15 protein-coding genes and 4 pseudogenes are annotated in these 15,111 nt (G+C 69.0%); 10 read left to right on the top strand and 9 right to left on the bottom strand.

Features of this window, described 5'->3' with window-relative positions; translation table 11 throughout:
• Nucleotides 1–102 precede the first annotated feature (102 nt).
• Nucleotides 103–471 (top strand): hypothetical protein, encoded by a 369-nt coding sequence (locus ACZ5VQ_RS01395; protein WP_469103117.1) that lies wholly within the window; start codon nt 103–105, stop codon nt 469–471.
• Between the two features lie 8 nt (nt 472–479).
• Here the strand turns inward: ACZ5VQ_RS01395 and ACZ5VQ_RS01390 are convergent, their stop codons facing one another.
• A complete protein-coding gene (locus ACZ5VQ_RS01390; protein ID WP_469103116.1) occupies nt 480–1,163 on the bottom strand; it encodes a GOLPH3/VPS74 family protein in 684 nt (227 codons plus the stop codon).
• A 225-nt stretch (nt 1,164–1,388) separates the two neighbouring features.
• Nucleotides 1,389–3,626 (bottom strand): MMPL family transporter, encoded by a 2,238-nt coding sequence (locus tag ACZ5VQ_RS01385; protein ID WP_469103115.1) that lies wholly within the window; start codon nt 3,624–3,626, stop codon nt 1,389–1,391.
• Between the two features lie 239 nt (nt 3,627–3,865).
• On the opposite strand from ACZ5VQ_RS01385, the gene ACZ5VQ_RS01380 reads away from it, so the two are divergent.
• From ACZ5VQ_RS01380 to ACZ5VQ_RS01370, 3 genes are all read left to right on the top strand, one after another.
• A complete protein-coding gene (locus ACZ5VQ_RS01380) occupies nt 3,866–4,612 on the top strand; it encodes a TetR/AcrR family transcriptional regulator (protein WP_469103114.1) in 747 nt (248 codons plus the stop codon).
• 96 nt (nt 4,613–4,708) lie between these two features.
• The gene (locus ACZ5VQ_RS01375) at nt 4,709–5,128 is read left to right on the top strand and encodes a YciI family protein (RefSeq protein ID WP_362070294.1); all 420 of its coding nucleotides are present in this window, start codon (nt 4,709–4,711) and stop codon (nt 5,126–5,128) included.
• Nucleotides 5,125–6,270 (top strand): RNA polymerase sigma factor, encoded by a 1,146-nt coding sequence (locus ACZ5VQ_RS01370; RefSeq protein ID WP_469103556.1) that lies wholly within the window; start codon nt 5,125–5,127, stop codon nt 6,268–6,270. Before ACZ5VQ_RS01375 ends, ACZ5VQ_RS01370 begins: the two co-directional genes overlap by 4 nt.
• A 12-nt stretch (nt 6,271–6,282) precedes the next feature.
• Here the strand turns inward: ACZ5VQ_RS01370 and ACZ5VQ_RS01365 are convergent.
• Nucleotides 6,283–7,066: pseudogene (locus ACZ5VQ_RS01365) on the bottom strand (LysR family transcriptional regulator).
• 69 nt (nt 7,067–7,135) lie between these two features.
• Here ACZ5VQ_RS01365 and ACZ5VQ_RS01360 point away from each other — a divergent pair.
• A pseudogene (locus ACZ5VQ_RS01360) lies at nt 7,136–7,795 on the top strand (EamA family transporter); the annotation flags it as partial.
• A gap of 23 nt (nt 7,796–7,818) precedes the next feature.
• Nucleotides 7,819–8,013: a dihydrofolate reductase family protein gene (locus ACZ5VQ_RS01355; RefSeq protein WP_469103113.1), complete on the top strand. Its 195-nt coding sequence runs from the start codon at nt 7,819–7,821 to the stop codon at nt 8,011–8,013.
• 187 nt (nt 8,014–8,200) lie between these two features.
• Here ACZ5VQ_RS01355 and ACZ5VQ_RS01350 read toward each other — a convergent pair whose 3' ends face one another.
• The gene (locus tag ACZ5VQ_RS01350; RefSeq protein ID WP_469103112.1) at nt 8,201–8,650 is read right to left on the bottom strand and encodes a spore-associated protein; all 450 of its coding nucleotides are present in this window, start codon (nt 8,648–8,650) and stop codon (nt 8,201–8,203) included.
• A 714-nt stretch (nt 8,651–9,364) separates the two neighbouring features.
• Between ACZ5VQ_RS01350 and ACZ5VQ_RS01345 the strand changes: the two genes are divergently transcribed.
• Complete coding sequence (locus ACZ5VQ_RS01345; protein ID WP_469103111.1) at nt 9,365–9,880, top strand: hypothetical protein; 516 nt, start codon at nt 9,365–9,367, stop codon at nt 9,878–9,880.
• Nucleotides 9,881–9,952: 72 nt separating this feature from the next.
• On the opposite strand, the gene ACZ5VQ_RS01340 is transcribed toward ACZ5VQ_RS01345, so the two are convergent.
• Together ACZ5VQ_RS01340 and ACZ5VQ_RS01335 are read right to left on the bottom strand one after the other, a co-directional pair.
• Entirely contained in the window at nt 9,953–10,498 is a 546-nt protein-coding gene (locus ACZ5VQ_RS01340; protein ID WP_469103555.1) for a P-loop nucleotide/nucleoside kinase family protein, read from the bottom strand.
• A gap of 166 nt (nt 10,499–10,664) precedes the next feature.
• Nucleotides 10,665–10,868: a hypothetical protein gene (locus ACZ5VQ_RS01335; protein ID WP_469103110.1), complete on the bottom strand. Its 204-nt coding sequence runs from the start codon at nt 10,866–10,868 to the stop codon at nt 10,665–10,667.
• A gap of 97 nt (nt 10,869–10,965) precedes the next feature.
• On the opposite strand from ACZ5VQ_RS01335, the pseudogene ACZ5VQ_RS01330 reads away from it, so the two are divergent.
• Both ACZ5VQ_RS01330 and ACZ5VQ_RS01325 read left to right on the top strand, forming a co-directional pair.
• A pseudogene (locus ACZ5VQ_RS01330) lies at nt 10,966–11,169 on the top strand (alpha/beta fold hydrolase); the annotation flags it as partial.
• A gap of 90 nt (nt 11,170–11,259) precedes the next feature.
• Nucleotides 11,260–11,394 (top strand): annotated as a pseudogene (locus ACZ5VQ_RS01325) (IS30 family transposase); the annotation flags it as partial.
• Nucleotides 11,395–11,493: 99 nt separating this feature from the next.
• Here the strand turns inward: ACZ5VQ_RS01325 and ACZ5VQ_RS01320 are convergent.
• From ACZ5VQ_RS01320 to ACZ5VQ_RS01310, 3 genes are all read right to left on the bottom strand, one after another.
• Nucleotides 11,494–11,940, bottom strand: coding sequence for an NAD(P)-binding domain-containing protein (locus ACZ5VQ_RS01320; RefSeq protein WP_469103109.1), 447 nt, complete (start codon nt 11,938–11,940; stop codon nt 11,494–11,496).
• A 72-nt stretch (nt 11,941–12,012) separates the two neighbouring features.
• Nucleotides 12,013–12,948 carry an SDR family oxidoreductase gene (locus ACZ5VQ_RS01315; RefSeq protein ID WP_469103108.1) on the bottom strand — a complete coding sequence of 312 codons (936 nt, stop codon included), beginning with the start codon at nt 12,946–12,948 and terminating at the stop codon, nt 12,013–12,015.
• A 97-nt stretch (nt 12,949–13,045) separates the two neighbouring features.
• A complete protein-coding gene (locus ACZ5VQ_RS01310; RefSeq protein WP_469103107.1) occupies nt 13,046–13,678 on the bottom strand; it encodes an NADPH-dependent F420 reductase in 633 nt (210 codons plus the stop codon).
• 284 nt (nt 13,679–13,962) lie between these two features.
• On the opposite strand from ACZ5VQ_RS01310, the gene ACZ5VQ_RS01305 reads away from it, so the two are divergent.
• The gene (locus ACZ5VQ_RS01305) at nt 13,963–14,874 is read left to right on the top strand and encodes a LysR family transcriptional regulator (protein WP_469103106.1); all 912 of its coding nucleotides are present in this window, start codon (nt 13,963–13,965) and stop codon (nt 14,872–14,874) included.
• Nucleotides 14,875–15,111: the final 237 nt, after the last annotated feature.

The raw sequence follows: 15,111 nt of genomic DNA, 5'->3' as shown, positions 1-15,111 counted from the left end.
GACTCTACTGAGGGGCGTCGGGAGGGGTCCCGAGAAGGCCCTGAGAAGGCCCCGAGAAGGCCCCGAGAAGGAAAGAATCCCACCGACACCAAGGAGGTTCAGATGCTCGAAGGGGTACTGATCGCCGAAAGCCTGCGGACCGGGGCCCAGTTGACCGGGATTCCACTGCAGATCACCAAGCTGACACGGGTCGAGATGACCGACCCCGGGCAGGACCAGCCACGGCTCTGGACACTGCTGGACTTCGTCGCCGACGAGCTCGAAGCCGAGCGGCTCGCGGATCAGCTGGCGTCCAGTCTTTCGTCAACGGGAGGCTGGTACACCGACTTTCACACCTCGCGCGACACCTTCGTCATCTTTGCCGACAAGGTCTTCCGCTACCCACGAGGGCAAGCCGAAGGCCGTCGCGAGGCGCAGGACTACGGCCGCTCCGTCGGTGTCCCTGAACAGCAACTCGACTGGCACGCCTGACCTCGTGATCAATACACCTGGCTGGTCACGCCGACGGCGACAGCGGTCCCCACGGAGACCGCTGCCACGGTCCGCAGCACGGCGGTGTTCACCGCTTCGGCGCCCCAACTGGCCTGCTCCAGTTCCTTCGCACGCTTGTAGACCTTGCCCGACCACGGGATGGAGCCGTGCAGACTCGGCAGGGTGCCGCTTGCGGAGAGCAGCCCGATCACCGCCGCTGTACGGGCATCGGGCTCCTCGCCGTAGACCAGGACGGCCCGGACCTTCTCCATGAGGGCCTTCTTGTGCCCCGTGTCCGCGGCCGTCGTGGAAGTCGAACGGAACACACCCAGCGTCTTCTTGGTCTCCCGGCGCAGCATGCCCCGCTCGACGAGTCGGTCGAGAACGGTCTCGCGCAACCCGGTGCCGATCTCGATGAGGAGGGTCTGCGCACCTCGTACTCGGTCGGCGACCTTCTCCTGGGCCGTCCGGAGCACGGGGTCCGACAGCGGATCGCCGGAGACGGCGTGCACCTTCAGACCGTTCAGTCCCTTGTCGTCATCGTCGACCGTGACGTGTCCGTCGAGGGCGAGCTCGACGAGAACGGCGCCGCCGAGGGTGTAGTACAGCGTGCCGGCTCCCGCGATCGCCTCCGACTTGTCGTCCATCAGCAGCAGCATCAGATCTTCGACAAGGAGGGTCTCGTTCTGCATGGTCCATTTCCAACCGGCGGTGTCGGGAGAGGCCCTCGGGAGTGGGCCTCATTCCAAGCTAGGCCCGAATGGACAGTGAGAGCAGCGCGGCCTGTCATCACTGTTCGTGACAGACGTCATGAGTGTCCCGTGACAGCCCGCCCCGGCGATCGGCCGACCGCGTCGCTGTGTGCCCGCCTCTCATACGGCAGAGGCGGGCACACAGCGGCGCATGGGCTCGGTCGGTCAGACTCCCGTCGAGTCCTTCACGTACGGCGACTCCACCGCGGATCCCGGCGCGGCAGTGGGCGCGGGGCCGCCCTCACTGAGGCCGAACCGCCCGTGGAACTTGCGCAGGAATCCGGGCGCGTACCAGGCCGAGCGGCCGAGCAGGCGCATCGCGGCGGGAACGAGGATGCCGCGTACGGCGACGGCGTCGATGAGGATGGCCAGTCCGCTGCCCAGGCCGAACAGCTGCATGAAGCTGAGCTTGGCCGTTCCGAACGCGAAGAAGCTCACCGCGAGGAGACAGGCCGCAGCGGTGACGATGCGTCCCGTGTGCCCGAGACCGTTGGTCACGGCGGACTCGTTGTCCTCGCCCAGGTCGTGGAGTTCCTTGATCCGGCTGGTGACGAACACCTCGTAGTCCATCGAGAGGCCGAAGGCGATGCAGAACATCAGCACGGTCATGGACACATCCATCGGCTGCGCCGTGAAGCCGAGCAGCGAGGAGAGGTTGCCGTCCTGGAAGATCCAGGTCATGACGCCGAGGGTCGCTCCCAGGCTGATCATGTTGAGGACCAGCGCACGCAGTGGCTGTACGACGCTGCCGGTGAACAGGAAGAGGAGGAGGAAGGTGGTGAGGGCGACCAGTGCCACGGCGAGCGGGAGCCGGCTGCCGACGGAGTCCTTGGAGTCGACCAGTACGGCGTCGACTCCGCCCACCAGGGAGTGTGACCCGGCGGGCGGGGCGACCGCCCGTACCTCATCGACCAGGTTCTGGGCCTCGTCGGACTTCGGTTCCAGGGCGCTCACCACGTTGATCTGCTGCGCGTCGGGGCGGCCGAGGGCGCTGTTGCCGGGGTCGGTCGCCCCGGACCCTCCGTCGGCGTAGGTTCCCGTGCTGGTCTCGACGCGGACCACGCCCTTGAGCCCGGACAGTTCGACCGCGTACGACTCCAGCGGGGCCTTGCTCACGGCCTTGTCGATGACGACGTGGACGGCCGAGTCGTCGCTGCCGTTGAACTTCTCCTGCAGTACCGACGAGACCTGGCGGCTCTCGGCGTCCTCGGGCAGCACGCGTTCGTCCGGTGTGCCGAAGGTGATGCCGAGGAGCGGGCTCGCCGCCAGCAGCAGGACCGCGAGCGCGGGCAGCGCGGTGAGCGCGGGCCGCCGCATGACCGTGCCGGCCAGCCGTCCCCAGAACGGTGCCCGGGTGCCGGAGCGCTCACGCTTCGCCCACGGCAGCCGCCCGCTGTTGACCCTGTGCCCAAGGACGACGAACAGGGCCGGCATGACGAACAGGGTGCTGACGGCCGCGATGGCGACGACACCGACCCCGGCATAGCCGAACGAGCGCAGGAAGTACTGCGGGAACACCATGAGTGCCGCGAGTGCGGCCGCGACCGTCGCGGCGGAGAACGCGACCGTACGGCCTGCGGTGCTCACCGTCCGCCGGACCGCGTCGTCCACGCTCGCTCCTGCCGCGAGTTGCTCCCGGAACCGGCTGACCATCAGCAGCGCGTAGTCGATGCCGAGGCCGAGGCCCAGAGCCGTGGTCAGGTTGATCGCGAAGATGGAGACATCGGTGACGCTGCCGAGGACGAAGAGCTCCGCGAACGTGCCCACGATGGCGATGATTCCGATCGCCAGGGGCAACAGGGCCGCGACCATGCTTCCGAAGACGAGCAGGAGCAGCACGAGCGTGAGCGGCACCGCGATGCCCTCGGCCAGGACGAGATCCTCGCCCGACTGCGTTCCCATCTCGCTGGTGACGGCGGCGCCGCCGCCTGCCTGGACAGTGAACGCGTCCTTGTACGGTCCGGTGTAGGCGTCGATGACGCTCTTGGCGTTCTCGTCCCGCTCGGTGCCCTCACCCTTCACATGCGCGAGCACCATGGCTTCGCGGCCGTCCTCGGAGCGGAGATCGGGGCTGGCCGTGTCCCAGAACGAGACCACGTTCTCAAGGTGCTGTTCCTTCTTGAGGTCGGCCACCAGGGCCCGGCCGCTCTGCTGGGCCGCCGGGTCGTCGATACGGCCTTCGGAGGCGCGGACCAGCAGGACCAGGTTCGTCTCCCCGCCGAACTTCTCGTCGATGACCTTCGCGGCCCGGGAGGACTGGGAGGCCGGGTCGTCGTAGCCACCTCCCAGCAACTTGCCGAACGCGCCGGCGCCCAGGGCTCCCATGAGGGCCACAGCCACGACGGCGACGACGAGTACCAGCCGGGACCGGCGAATCGCCAGTTCGGCTATGCGTTCAAACACGCCCGATCTCCTTTGATGTCCATACGGTGAAAACGGCGCGAAACGGCCGGAGTTGACCTGCGTGGGGCCGGCGCGGTGCCCTGCGGAGTCTCTTCACCCCGTCAGGAGCAGGTGCGGTGTCGCACTCTTCGTCGCCGAGAGAGACGTTAGTGACGCGGTAGAAGATTTGGCAGTGTTAGATTTTCTTCACACCCTGCAATTCTGGGTGCCCACAGGGGCGACCGTCGTACGGTCGCCGCATGCCCGCGGAGGAACACGCAATGGCCACGCCCACCCTGCGCCAGCGCCGCCGGGCCGCCGCCACGCAGGAGATCCTGGACGCCGCCGAGCGCCACATCGCCGAACGAGGGCCCGCGGCCCTGTCCCTACGAGCGGTCGCCCGCAGCCTCGGCATGACCGTGCAGGCGCTCTACCACTACTTTCCGAGCCGGGACGCCCTCGTCACGGCCCTCGTCACCAAGGCGTACGACGACCTGACCGATGCCGTGCAGGCCGCCGTCGAGACCGCGCCGGACGACCCGGCCCTGCCGCGCCTGGTGGTCGCGGCCGAGGGCTACCGCCGATGGGCCATTGCCCATCCCGAGCGCTTCCAACTCCTCTACGGAACACCGCTGCGGGACTATGCGGCACCGGTCGACGGCCCGACCACCCAGGCGACGCGCCGGATGAGCTCGATCTTCGAGCGCGAGATGTTCGACGGGTTCACCGCGGAGCAACTCGCCGCAGCCGAGACCCCCGCACTCTCGCCCCCGCTCCGGGCATACCTGGAACAGCTGCCGCACTACGGTCTGGGACATCTGCCCCCGGCCTCGACCGCTCTCCTGCTGAGCGCGTGGGGACACCTGCACGGTCTCGTCGTCCTGGAGGTGTTCGGGCACACCTCTTTCCTCGGTGACCACCAGGCCGAGATCTTCCGCATGGCAATGCGGACCCTGATCGAGGACATCCACCGCCGGATCCCCGCACACGTGAGTAAGCCGCATTAACAAACTTTGGGCGGCGATGTCGAGAACCCGTGGCCGGCTCCGTCCCTGCAGTGAACGCGACCACAATGGGGCGCACCAGTACCGAGGAGAGACACCATGGCGAAGTACCTGCTGCTGAAGCACTACCGAGGCGCCCCGGCTGCGGTCAACGACGTACCCATGGACCAGTGGACGCCCGAGGAGATCTCGGCGCACGTGCAGTACATGAGCGACTTCGCGGCGCGGCTGGAGAAGAGCGGCGAGTTCGTCGACAGTCAGGCGCTGTCTCCGGAGGGGACGTTCGTCCAGTACGGCGGCGAGGGGCGCCCGCCGGTCACCGACGGGCCGTTCGCGGAGACCAAGGACCTCATCGCCGGCTGGATGATCATCGACGTGGACAGCTACGAGCGTGCCGTCGAGCTGGCGGGTGAACTGTCGGCCGCCCCCGGCGCGGGTGGTCGGCCGATCCACGAGTGGCTGGAGCTGCGCCCGTTCTACGGCGCGCAGCCCACCGCCACGGAATGCCCGTGGAAGTGAACGAGGCTCTGCTCCGGAGCCTCACGCCGAACGTGCTCGGCATCCTCGTCCGCCGCGGAGCCGACTTCGCGGCGGCCGAGGACGCCGTGCAGGACGCGCTCATCGAGGCGGTCCGCGTGTGGCCGGCCGACCCTCCGCGGGATGCGAAGGGCTGGCTGGTCACCGTCGCCTGGCGCAAGTTCCTCGACGCGACCCGCGCCGACACCGCCCGCCGCCGGCGCGAGGACCTCGTCGAGGAGGAACCGGCGCCCGGGCCCGCACCGGCGACGGACGACACGCTCCAGCTCTACTTCCTGTGCGCCCACCCCTCGCTCTCACCGTCGTCCGCGGTCGCACTCACGCTGCGCGCGGTCGGCGGGCTGACCACCCGCCAGATCGCCCAGTCCTACCTGGTGCCGGAAGCGACGATGGCCCAGCGCATCAGCAGGGCCAAACGCACCGTCTCCAGCGTGCGGTTCGACCAGCCCGGCGACGTCGCGACCGTGCTGCGCGTCCTCTACCTGGTCTTCAACGAGGGCTACTCCGGCGATGTGGACCTTGCCGCCGAGGCCATCCGCCTCACCCGGCAGCTCGCGACCGTGATCGACCACCCCGAGGTCGCGGGACTGCTCGCCCTCATGCTGCTCCACCACGCCCGCCGCGCCGCCCGGACCGCGCCCGACGGCAGCCTGGTCCCGCTGGCCGAGCAGGACCGCGGCCGGTGGGACACCAAGTCGATCGCCGAGGGCGTCGAGATCCTGCAGGCGGCCCTCGCCCGCGACAGGCTGGGCGAGTTCCAGGCGCAGGCCGCCATCGCGGCGCTCCACGCGGACGCGCCCGCCGCCGAGGAGACGGACTGGGTGCAGATCGTCGAGTGGTACGACGAACTCGCCCGTCTGACCGACAACCCCGTCGTCCGACTCAACCGCGCGGTCGCTGTCGGCGAGGCGGACGGACCGCGGGCCGGCCTGGCGGCGCTCGCGGCACTGGACGACTCGCTGCCCCGCCACACCGCGGTGGCCGCCTACCTCCACGAACGCGACGGCGACCTGACGACGGCGGCACGGCTGTACGCAGAGGCGGCCCAGAAGGCACCCAACCTCGCCGAGCGCGCCCACCTCACCCGCCAGGCAGCCCGCCTCAACACCCGCCGGCCTCGCTGACTCCCGGTCGGTTCAGTTGCTTCCGTCTGCGAGGACCTGGCGTGCGAGTGCCAGCAGGTCAGGGATGGCAGGGTGCCCGGGCCCCTCGCGCCAGGCGAGGACGACCGGAACGGTCGGCGCGTCCGCGAGGGGGCGGTAGACCAGCGAGGGATGCGTGTAGTTGCTCGGGGTGGCCGATGTGGAGACCCCCAGGGCGCGGCCCGCGGCGATGGCGATGAACCACTCGTCGGTGTTGGTCACCTCGATGGTCGCGACGGGCCGGGCCGTCGGTGGCCACAGGTCCAATGCCGTGGTGCCGGAAACGGTGTTGAGGGCGATCGGATGGGTGGCGAGGTCTGCCAGGGTGATCCGGGGGAGAGCCGCCAACGGGCTGTCCGCCGGCATGACCACCACGCGCTCCTCCGACAGCAGTGGTTCCGTGCGGAGCCCGGCCGTGGTGACCGCGCCGCGCAGCAGGGCCGCATCGACCGTGCCCTGCGTGAGGCCCGCCGTACGGTCGTCGATGCGGAGCAGCTCCAGCTGAGTCCCCGGGCGCGTCTGGTCCCAGCGGCGCAGCAACGGGATGGTGTGTTCGCCGGGCAGCGAGGGCCTTGTCACGGAAGGCATGACCCTCGGCGGTCAACTCCAGGTGGTGCGTGGAGCGGTCGACGAGCCGGGCGCCCAGGTGGTCCTCCAGCCGGCGCAGTGTGCGGGAGAGCGCGGGCTGGCCCACGTGGAGACGGGTGGCGGCGCGGGTGACGTTGCCCTCCTCGGCGATGGCGAGGAAGGCACGCAGGTGCCGCAACTCGATGGTCATGCCTCGGGAGCATAAACACAGCGGAATCGGCATTTCACGCGGTGCGTCCGGATCCCTGGCTTGAAGGGCATGACATCCACGGAGCACCGCTCCACCAGGACGACGGCCGCGCCTGTTCTCGTTCGTCACGCCGCGGGGCGCGGCACCCTCGGCGGTGTCGGACTAGTGCTGGCCGGGGCGGTGTCGGTGCAGTTCGGGTCGGCCTTCGCCGCGTTGTTGTTCCCCCGGGCCGGGGCGCTCGGGGTGGTTGCGTTGCGGGTGACGTTGGCCGCGGTGCTGCTGCTCGTCATCACCCGGCCCCGGCTGCGCGGGTACTCGCGCGCCGACTGGGCGGTGGCCGGCGGGTTCGGCCTGGCGCTCGGCGGCATGAACGTCCTCTTCTACCAGGCGATCGACCGTATTCCGCTGGGGGCGGCGGTCACCCTTGAGGTGCTCGGTCCGCTGTTGCTGTCGGTCGTCGCCTCGCGCCGCGCCGCCAGCCTGGTGTGGGCCGGTCTCGCACTGGCCGGGGTCTGCCTGCTGGGCAGGGGAGGCTTCGCCCAGCTCAATGTCGCGGGCGTGGCCTTCGCCCTGAGTGCCGGGGGAATGTGGGCGGCGGACATCGTGCTCAACGCCCGCGCGGGCGCCCGCTTCCCGCGGCTGGACGCTCTGGCGATCGCGATGGCCGTCGCCGCGCTGGTCAGTCTGCCGCTGGGCATCGGGGCATCGGGCGGGACGCTGCTGGATCCGGGGCCGGGGGCCGGAACGTCCTGGTGCACGGCGGGTACACGGCCCAACGGGCGCTCGCGGCCGGGGTGCTGGACGAGGTGCAGATCCATCAGATCCCGGTGCTGCTCGGTGGCGGTCATCGGCTGTTCGACGTCCTGCCGTCGCAGATCGAGTTGGAGATCATCCAGGTGATCGACACACCGGAGGCCACCCATATCCGTTACCGGGTCCGCCGCTGAGCCGGTCGATCAGCAGGAACGCCCTCGCCCTGGCAGAACTCCGTGAGTCTGCCAGGGCGGGCCGAACCACTACGGGTTCCCGCGCGACGGGCTGGTCATGGGCGCCGTCACGATGACCGTCGGCCCCGCCTGGTCGGGCGGCGGGACTCGGCGGCACGGGAGGGTGGTGGCCGGGAGGAGGAGCGGATCAGCGGGTGAAGGTGGTCCGGTGCTCCTTGAGCGCCTGGCAGTTGGAGCCGGTCACCTGGACGTACACGTTGTTGATGTGGCCGCCCCAGTCGACGCAGTGGGCCTTGCCGTACACGTAGGCCGGACCCGCGTACGACGTGTACCGCCCGTAGTCCTCCGCACCTTCGTCGGTGTCGGGGACGTAGATCCAGGTGGACATGTCCACCGCGGTGCCGGGGTTGCTGCGGATCGTCGCGACGCAGTTCTCGCCGTTCGACGAGTTGTACGTCAGGTAGACGGTGCCCAACGAGCCTATGGGCGCCGAGTTCACGGTCTTGTAGCTGCTTCCGCAGACCTTCTGCGGTGTGGTGTTGGGTGCGGCGGAGGCGGGCGCCGCCAACGCGGTGGTGGCCCCCACGGACAGGGCTGCCAAAGCGGCACCGGCCAGGACGGAACGGTTGAATCTCATATTTCCCCCTTGTACTTCTTGCAGGCGTTTGCTCCTGCCTGGTGTGACACGCGGGGCATCCGAATGGTTGTGCATGGTTCGCGCGGGGATTCCGTGCCGAGGAAACGAGCTCCGGCCCAACACGCGCTGGGCGCCTGTCTGTTGAGCGGCATCGCTCCTCGGGCTCGGCTCTACCGAGGTGGCCTGACCTCGCGTCGCTGGACGGCGGCAGTGCCTCCGAGGTCGTCGAGGAGGTCGGCGACCAGTGCGCGGGCGGCGACCGGTGCGCGGGCGGCGTCGAGGGCCGCGGTGCCGAAGCGCTGCCGGAGGCGTTCCTCCAGTGCCGCCCGGGCATCGCGGGCCGCGGTGACGGGCTTCGTTGATGGAGGCTCCCTGCTGGGTCATGTAGAGCTTCTCGGCGAGGTCACCGATGGTGGGCCTGGCGTGAAGGAGCTGCTGGAAGACGTAGCCGTGGGACATGCGCAGGTCGGGGAAGCCGCTGACGGCGAGTTCCGCCTGGACGGCGGACGGGGCGGCGAAGCCCACGAAGAGAGCGAGGGTGCCCGTATCGAGGTCGTGTGGGTCGAGTTGCTGTTGCTTCAAGAGGGCACAGCTTCAATGCCGCGTGGTGCGGCACGATCAACACCTGGCCGAGGTCTGACCCCATCCACCCTGCCCAACAGGGCGATGACCTGTCGGGACCGGTCCCGGGCGACACCCCCTACCGTCCCGGCCATGAACGTCCTCCGCAGGCCGAAGTTCTGGGTGCGACTCGTGTCGGTTGCCGCGCTCCTGGGGGCTGGATGGCTGCTCCTGGTTCCCCGCACGGCCGCGTACTTCGTAGATGACGAAGGCCACCCGTACGACATGAGCGTCCTGTACTCCTGGGACACGAGCGACCAGGCCATGATCCTGCCGGGCGGCCTCTTCGAGGATGACGACACGGGCGGGCGGGACGGCCTCGTGTCGATGGTCAGACTTGACTGCGGGACCGCGTTCACGGTTGGTGAGAACGAGGACGGGCGGCCCGGCGACGGGGAAGAGGCATGCTCCGAAGTGGAGGCACCGAGGCGGTTCTTCGGCATCTGCCTCATCCTGCTCGGCTCCGCCGGGCTGTGGGCCGCCCCCAGACTGTCTCACCTGCGGTCCCGCCTGCCCTGGGCTGCACGGGTCAGTGAGGGCGACGAGGGACACCATCTCTCCGGGGACTCCGGACTTCCCGGCTCACATCAAGAGCCGGGCCAGGGATGAGAAGGGCATCCGCCAGCGGCCGGCCAGCCGCTAAAAGACCGGAACAAGACCCGGCCCCGCCAGTCTCTCGTGTCAGCCCTTCGGGCCTGCGCTGACGTGGGCAAGCACGCTGTCGGCCAGTTCCCGCGGGGGCAACTCGCCGTCCAGGAACACAGTGTCGCCGGGCAAGGTGTCGGCCGCGGCCGTGCATGGCTCGATCCTGTCCCTGCACCACTGCCGGACCTGTTCGTCCTTGGCGGGATCGTCGGGGGTGAAGCTCCGTCCGTCGATCCGCTTCGCCAGGACTTCCGGCGAGACTTTGAGGAAGAAGTGGTGGGCGACGATGCCCGCGTCCTTGATCGCACCGAAGATCTCGCCGACATACCCGGGGTTCACCAGCGTCATGGGGACCAGGAGGGGGCGTTGGTACTCCTGGACCAGACCCACGGCCAGCTCCGCGACCTGCCGCCGCCACAGCCGCAGATCCTGGAAATCGCCGGTCGGCACCTCGACGATCTCGCGCAGCACATACCCGACCAACTCCGGGTCATAGACCAGCGCCTCGGGCCAACGCGGACACAGTTCATCCACCAGCGTGCTCTTCCCACTGCCGAACGCACCGTTCACCCAGACGATCACACGCTTCTCCCACTTCATCGTCAGCGACCCGCGTCCTGGGCATTGCCGTGCCCAAATCACCTCGCGGCACCAGGGCGGGGTCATTCACCATGACAGATCATGGCTGAGCGATCGCCAACTCGGGCCCAAACCCCCTGACTTGCGGGTCAAGCGGGCCCGGTGCCCGTCAGCATTGGGTGACGCCCTCGGATGCTGCGAGGGCGAGGGTGTCCGCCACCGTTGTGCAGGTGAGCCGCGCCACGGAGCGCAGCTCGGCGTCCGAGATGCCGGCACGGCTCAGGACGGCCAGTGACTGGTTGACAGCGACGACATACGTGGCGAGCTCGTCGAGCGTACGGGTGTCGGCCTTCACCAGCCAGTACGTCGACACCGGTGAAGTGCGCCTGCACGCCGTCACCGGCGGCGAAGGGCCTCCGGTGCTGCTGCTGGCCGGCTGGCCCCAGACCTGGTACGCCTGGCGACTCCTGATGCCGTCCCTGGCCCAGGACTTCCAGGTCGTCGCGGTCGATCCGCGCGGTGTCGGACTGTCCGACAAACCCCTGGGCGGGTACGACACCGGCACGCTCGCACGCGACATGGTGGCGCTGATGGACACGCTCGGCCATCAGCACTTCGCCATGGTCGGTCACGACGTCGGAATGTGGACCGGCTACGCCCTGGCCGCGGACCACCCTGACCGGCTCGACCGTCTGGTCACGTCCCGGACCCGCCGAACCTGGGCCTACGCCAACACCCCGACCAGCTTGACAACCACAGAGGCACCCAAAGGCACCGACCTTTCGGCCCACACCCGCCAGCACCTGGCCGCCTTGGTCGCCGAACTCAACGGCCGCCCACGCAAAACACTCGGCTGGGAAACCCCAGCCGAGTGCCTGCACAAACTACTCACGGCCTGATCAACACAACCACGTGTTGCAGTGACCCCTGGAAAGCGCCCCCTACCGGACGGGGCCACAACACGGCCGGACCATACCGCGGCCCACGCCCACTTGCGGTTACCGCGTTGCGGTGGCCAGTGCCGCGCGGATGGCGTCCTCGCCGACCGGCCGGCCCTTCTCGTTCGAGAACGGCCCGTACGGGGTCCCCCACACCGGGGTGCCCGTCGCCTGCCGCCGGCTATCGGCCAGCGGTCCCGCGTCCACCATGCCGTACCCGATGGATTCGATGAATTCGGTCACCGCCGACTTCGCCGGCGCGGAGTCCCCGGCGATCGGAAGATAGGAGCGGTCGGCCGCCCCGCTGGGCGGGCGGACGATGTCACCGGCCGCCGCGGCCTCCCCGCTCGTCGCCGCGGACGCCCGCGGCCCCAGTTCCGCGGCCGTGTCCGCGAGCGTTTCGGGACCGCGCGAGTTGCTGAGCACCACCTGGTGCCCGGCCTCGATGGCGAGCCGCGCGACGGCACTGCCGATGTTGCCGCTTCCGCTGAATCCCACAGTCATCATATTCTCAGCGTCCCTCCAGAAGAGCCGAACCCTTGTCATTTGCCGGACCCGTTGCGATTCGGGTCCCTGCCGTCAACCGGCGGAGAAGTAATGGCCGTTGTCCAAATCGGCGAGCAGGCCGGGCTGAGCGGGTTCCCAGCCGAGGGTCCGGCGGGTGATGAGGTTCGACGCCGGGTAGTTCTGCGTGACTATGTTCGCGAGGAACCCGAAGTATCCCGGCACCATCAGTACGTCCGCAGGAACACTCACGGCGGGCAGAACCAGGCGGCTGCCAATGGCCTCGGCGATCTCGCGGAGCGGGATGGCCCCGTCCCCAACCGCGTGCCAGTATTTGCCGGCCGGCGCCTTCTCCAGCGCCAAGCGGAACAGGGAGGCGACATCGCGGACGTGCACGGCGTTCCACAGGTTCGCGCCGTCTCCGGGGTAGCCGACGAAACCCTTCTCCTTCGCGAGCGCGATCAGCTGCACGAGGAAGCCGGCACGATCGGTCGTGCTGTGCGCGATGTTGGCAATCCGCACGACCGAAGACCGCACTCCCCGCTCAGCGAGGCCGATCACGGCGGTTTCCACGACGTTACGAACCCGCAGAGTGCCCTTGTACTCATCGCCACCGGGAAGGGCCGGATCCTCCTCGGTGGCCGGCCGGCCCAGGTTCCCTGGCGAGCCTATGCTCCCCGCCGCGACCAGCGGCTTTCCGGTCCCCGCAAGTGCCTCGCCGTACGCGAGCATGATCCGGAGCTCCGCGGCGGCCACGGCGTCGAGCCCGCCGGAGGGAAGCAGGTCCTGCCTGTGCGCGACGTGGATGACGCCGTCGGAGTCCTCGGCCGCCTCCTTGAGCCCGTCGAGATCCTCGAGGTCGCCGCGACGCACCTTCGCGCCGAGCGCGGACACCGCCGCCGCGGCCGTGTCCGACCGGGCCAGGCCGGTGACCTCATGTCCGGCGGCGATGAGCTCGGGGATGATGTACGAGCCGGAATGGCCGGTCCCGCCAGTGACGAAAACGCGCACGCTACTGCTCCTTGTAAAAGTAGGTGGAGGGGCTGTTCTTCTCGTGCCGTAGATCGACTGGCGTGATGTGGCGCGAGAAGTGGTGGTGCGGGTGCGCTCAGCTGAGAATGCTGACGCCGAGGAAGAAGTTGGTGTGCTTGACGGAGTGGGCGACGAGGCCCAGCTGCAACAGGGCGACGTTCTCCAGTGGCCGCGCCATTGCCAGCCGCCCGGTGTCCATCGGGCGTAGCCCCAGGCTCTCGATGAACGCCGACACGCGTGTCTTTGCCTGCGCGTCGTCGCCGGCGATGAAGACGTCCATAGGGCGACCCTCGGCTGGGCCGGCCGCCAGAACGTGGGAGAACAGGGTGTTGAACGCCTTGACGACATGCGCGCCGGCGGGGGCGGCCTTGGCGATCTCCTGCGCGCCGGAACTGCCGTCGGGGGTGACAAAGCCCTGGAAATCAGGGGAGACGGGGTTGGTGAGGTCGATGATGACCTTGCCGTGCAGTGCGTCCCCGTACTCGCTCACCACCGCCGCCGCGCTGGCGTACGGCACGGCGAGGACAACGATGTCCCCGGCCGGGGCGGCGTCGGCCGTACCGACAGTGGCGCCGCCGAGCGTGGCGGCCAATTCCTTGGCCTTGGCCGGGTCGCGGCCGATGATCTCGACGGCGTTGCCGCCGGCGAGCGCCCGGTCGGCCAGGGCGCCGGCCATGTTCCCCAGGCCGATAATGCTGATGCTGCTCATTGGTGTGCCTGCTTTCCAGAGCTGGACAGGACGCCATGCCCACCCCGTCGTTGTTAACGGTTGCGTCATCGACGCCGTCGAATGACACGATGGATGGCGCTCAATTCCTGATGTGCTCATTCTGAGCCTGGGCCTGCTGTCAAATTCCGATGCCGAATTCTTATGCTGAATTCGCTTCGGCCCCATCAGGTACTTATTCAGGTTGCCATTGACCCTGAGTGGGTGTCCAAGACCTCTTTAAGTCGTGGTGATACCCTGAAGGTATAACCGGACCGGGAGGCGCCATGGATCTGGACCTGCGCAAACTGCGTTACTTCGTCGCCGTGGCCGACCTGTTGCACTTCGGCCGCGCCGCCGATGAGCTACATATCGCGCAGCCGGTGCTCAGCCGGCAGATCCGCGCGTTCGAGCAGGATCTCGGCGCCTCGCTGTTCACCAGGGATCGCCACGGAGTAGCGCTGACCGACGCGGGCCGACAACTGCTGGCCGACGCCGGTCCGCTGCTCGCCTCCGCGCACGCGGTCCGCCGCCGGGTGTCCGCGGCCGCCCGCGGCAGCCGGCGGCTGACGGTCGGTTTCCGGGCCGGTATCCCGGTCATCCCGGCGGCGCGGGCGTTCGAGGCCCGGCACCCGGACGTGGTCGTGGACGTGCAGCGGATCGAATGGGACGACCAGGCCCCGATGCTGCTCGACGGCCGCATCGACGTCGGTTATGTGCGGCTGCCCATCGATGAGGCCGGTCTGCGCGTCACCCCGCTGTACACCGAGCCGCGGGTGGTGGTGCTGCCCGCCGGCCACCGGTTGGCCGGCAAGGAGGAGGTCACCGAGGCCGACTTGGCCGGCGAACCACTGGTCTGGCATGCCGACCCGAGCACGCAGCCCACCAGGCGCCCGCACCCCAACGCCGGGTACCTGGTGCGCGGGGTGGACGAGACGCTCGAGCATGTCGCGGCCGGCCGGGGCATCTCGTTCCTGGCCCGTTCGGCGACCGTGTTCTACTCACATCCGGACGTCATCTATGTGCCCGTCCCGGATCTGGCGCCCGACCAGGTGTGCCTCGCGGTGGCGGCATCGCGCACCTCGCCAGTGGTCGATGACTTCTTCACCGCGGCTCAGGCGACGGCCGAGATCACGGCAGAATGTGGGAACTATGAAATGTGGCAGCTTGGAGGCGAGGCCGTTTCCAAACACGGTTGAGCAGTCCGGCTGACAACAGCCAGCGCGACATGTGGCTCATCTTGGAAGCGGCCGCGCGACGATGTCGATTCTCGCTGTGCGCCAACATCGCCTCCGTCCCCGAGCTCAACGCCTTCACCATTGCTGCTGCCGCGTGCCCCCTGCTGGCGTTGTCCGGCCGTTGGCGATCGCCTGCCCGGCAGGTGTCCGGGAGCGGCGTGGATCGCGATGAGTGCCTCGCTGAGGGCGGCTGCCAGT

It is taken from the genome of Streptomyces sp. NPDC033178 (genome assembly GCF_055577685.1).
This window is presented reverse-complemented; position numbering and strand designations above follow the sequence as displayed.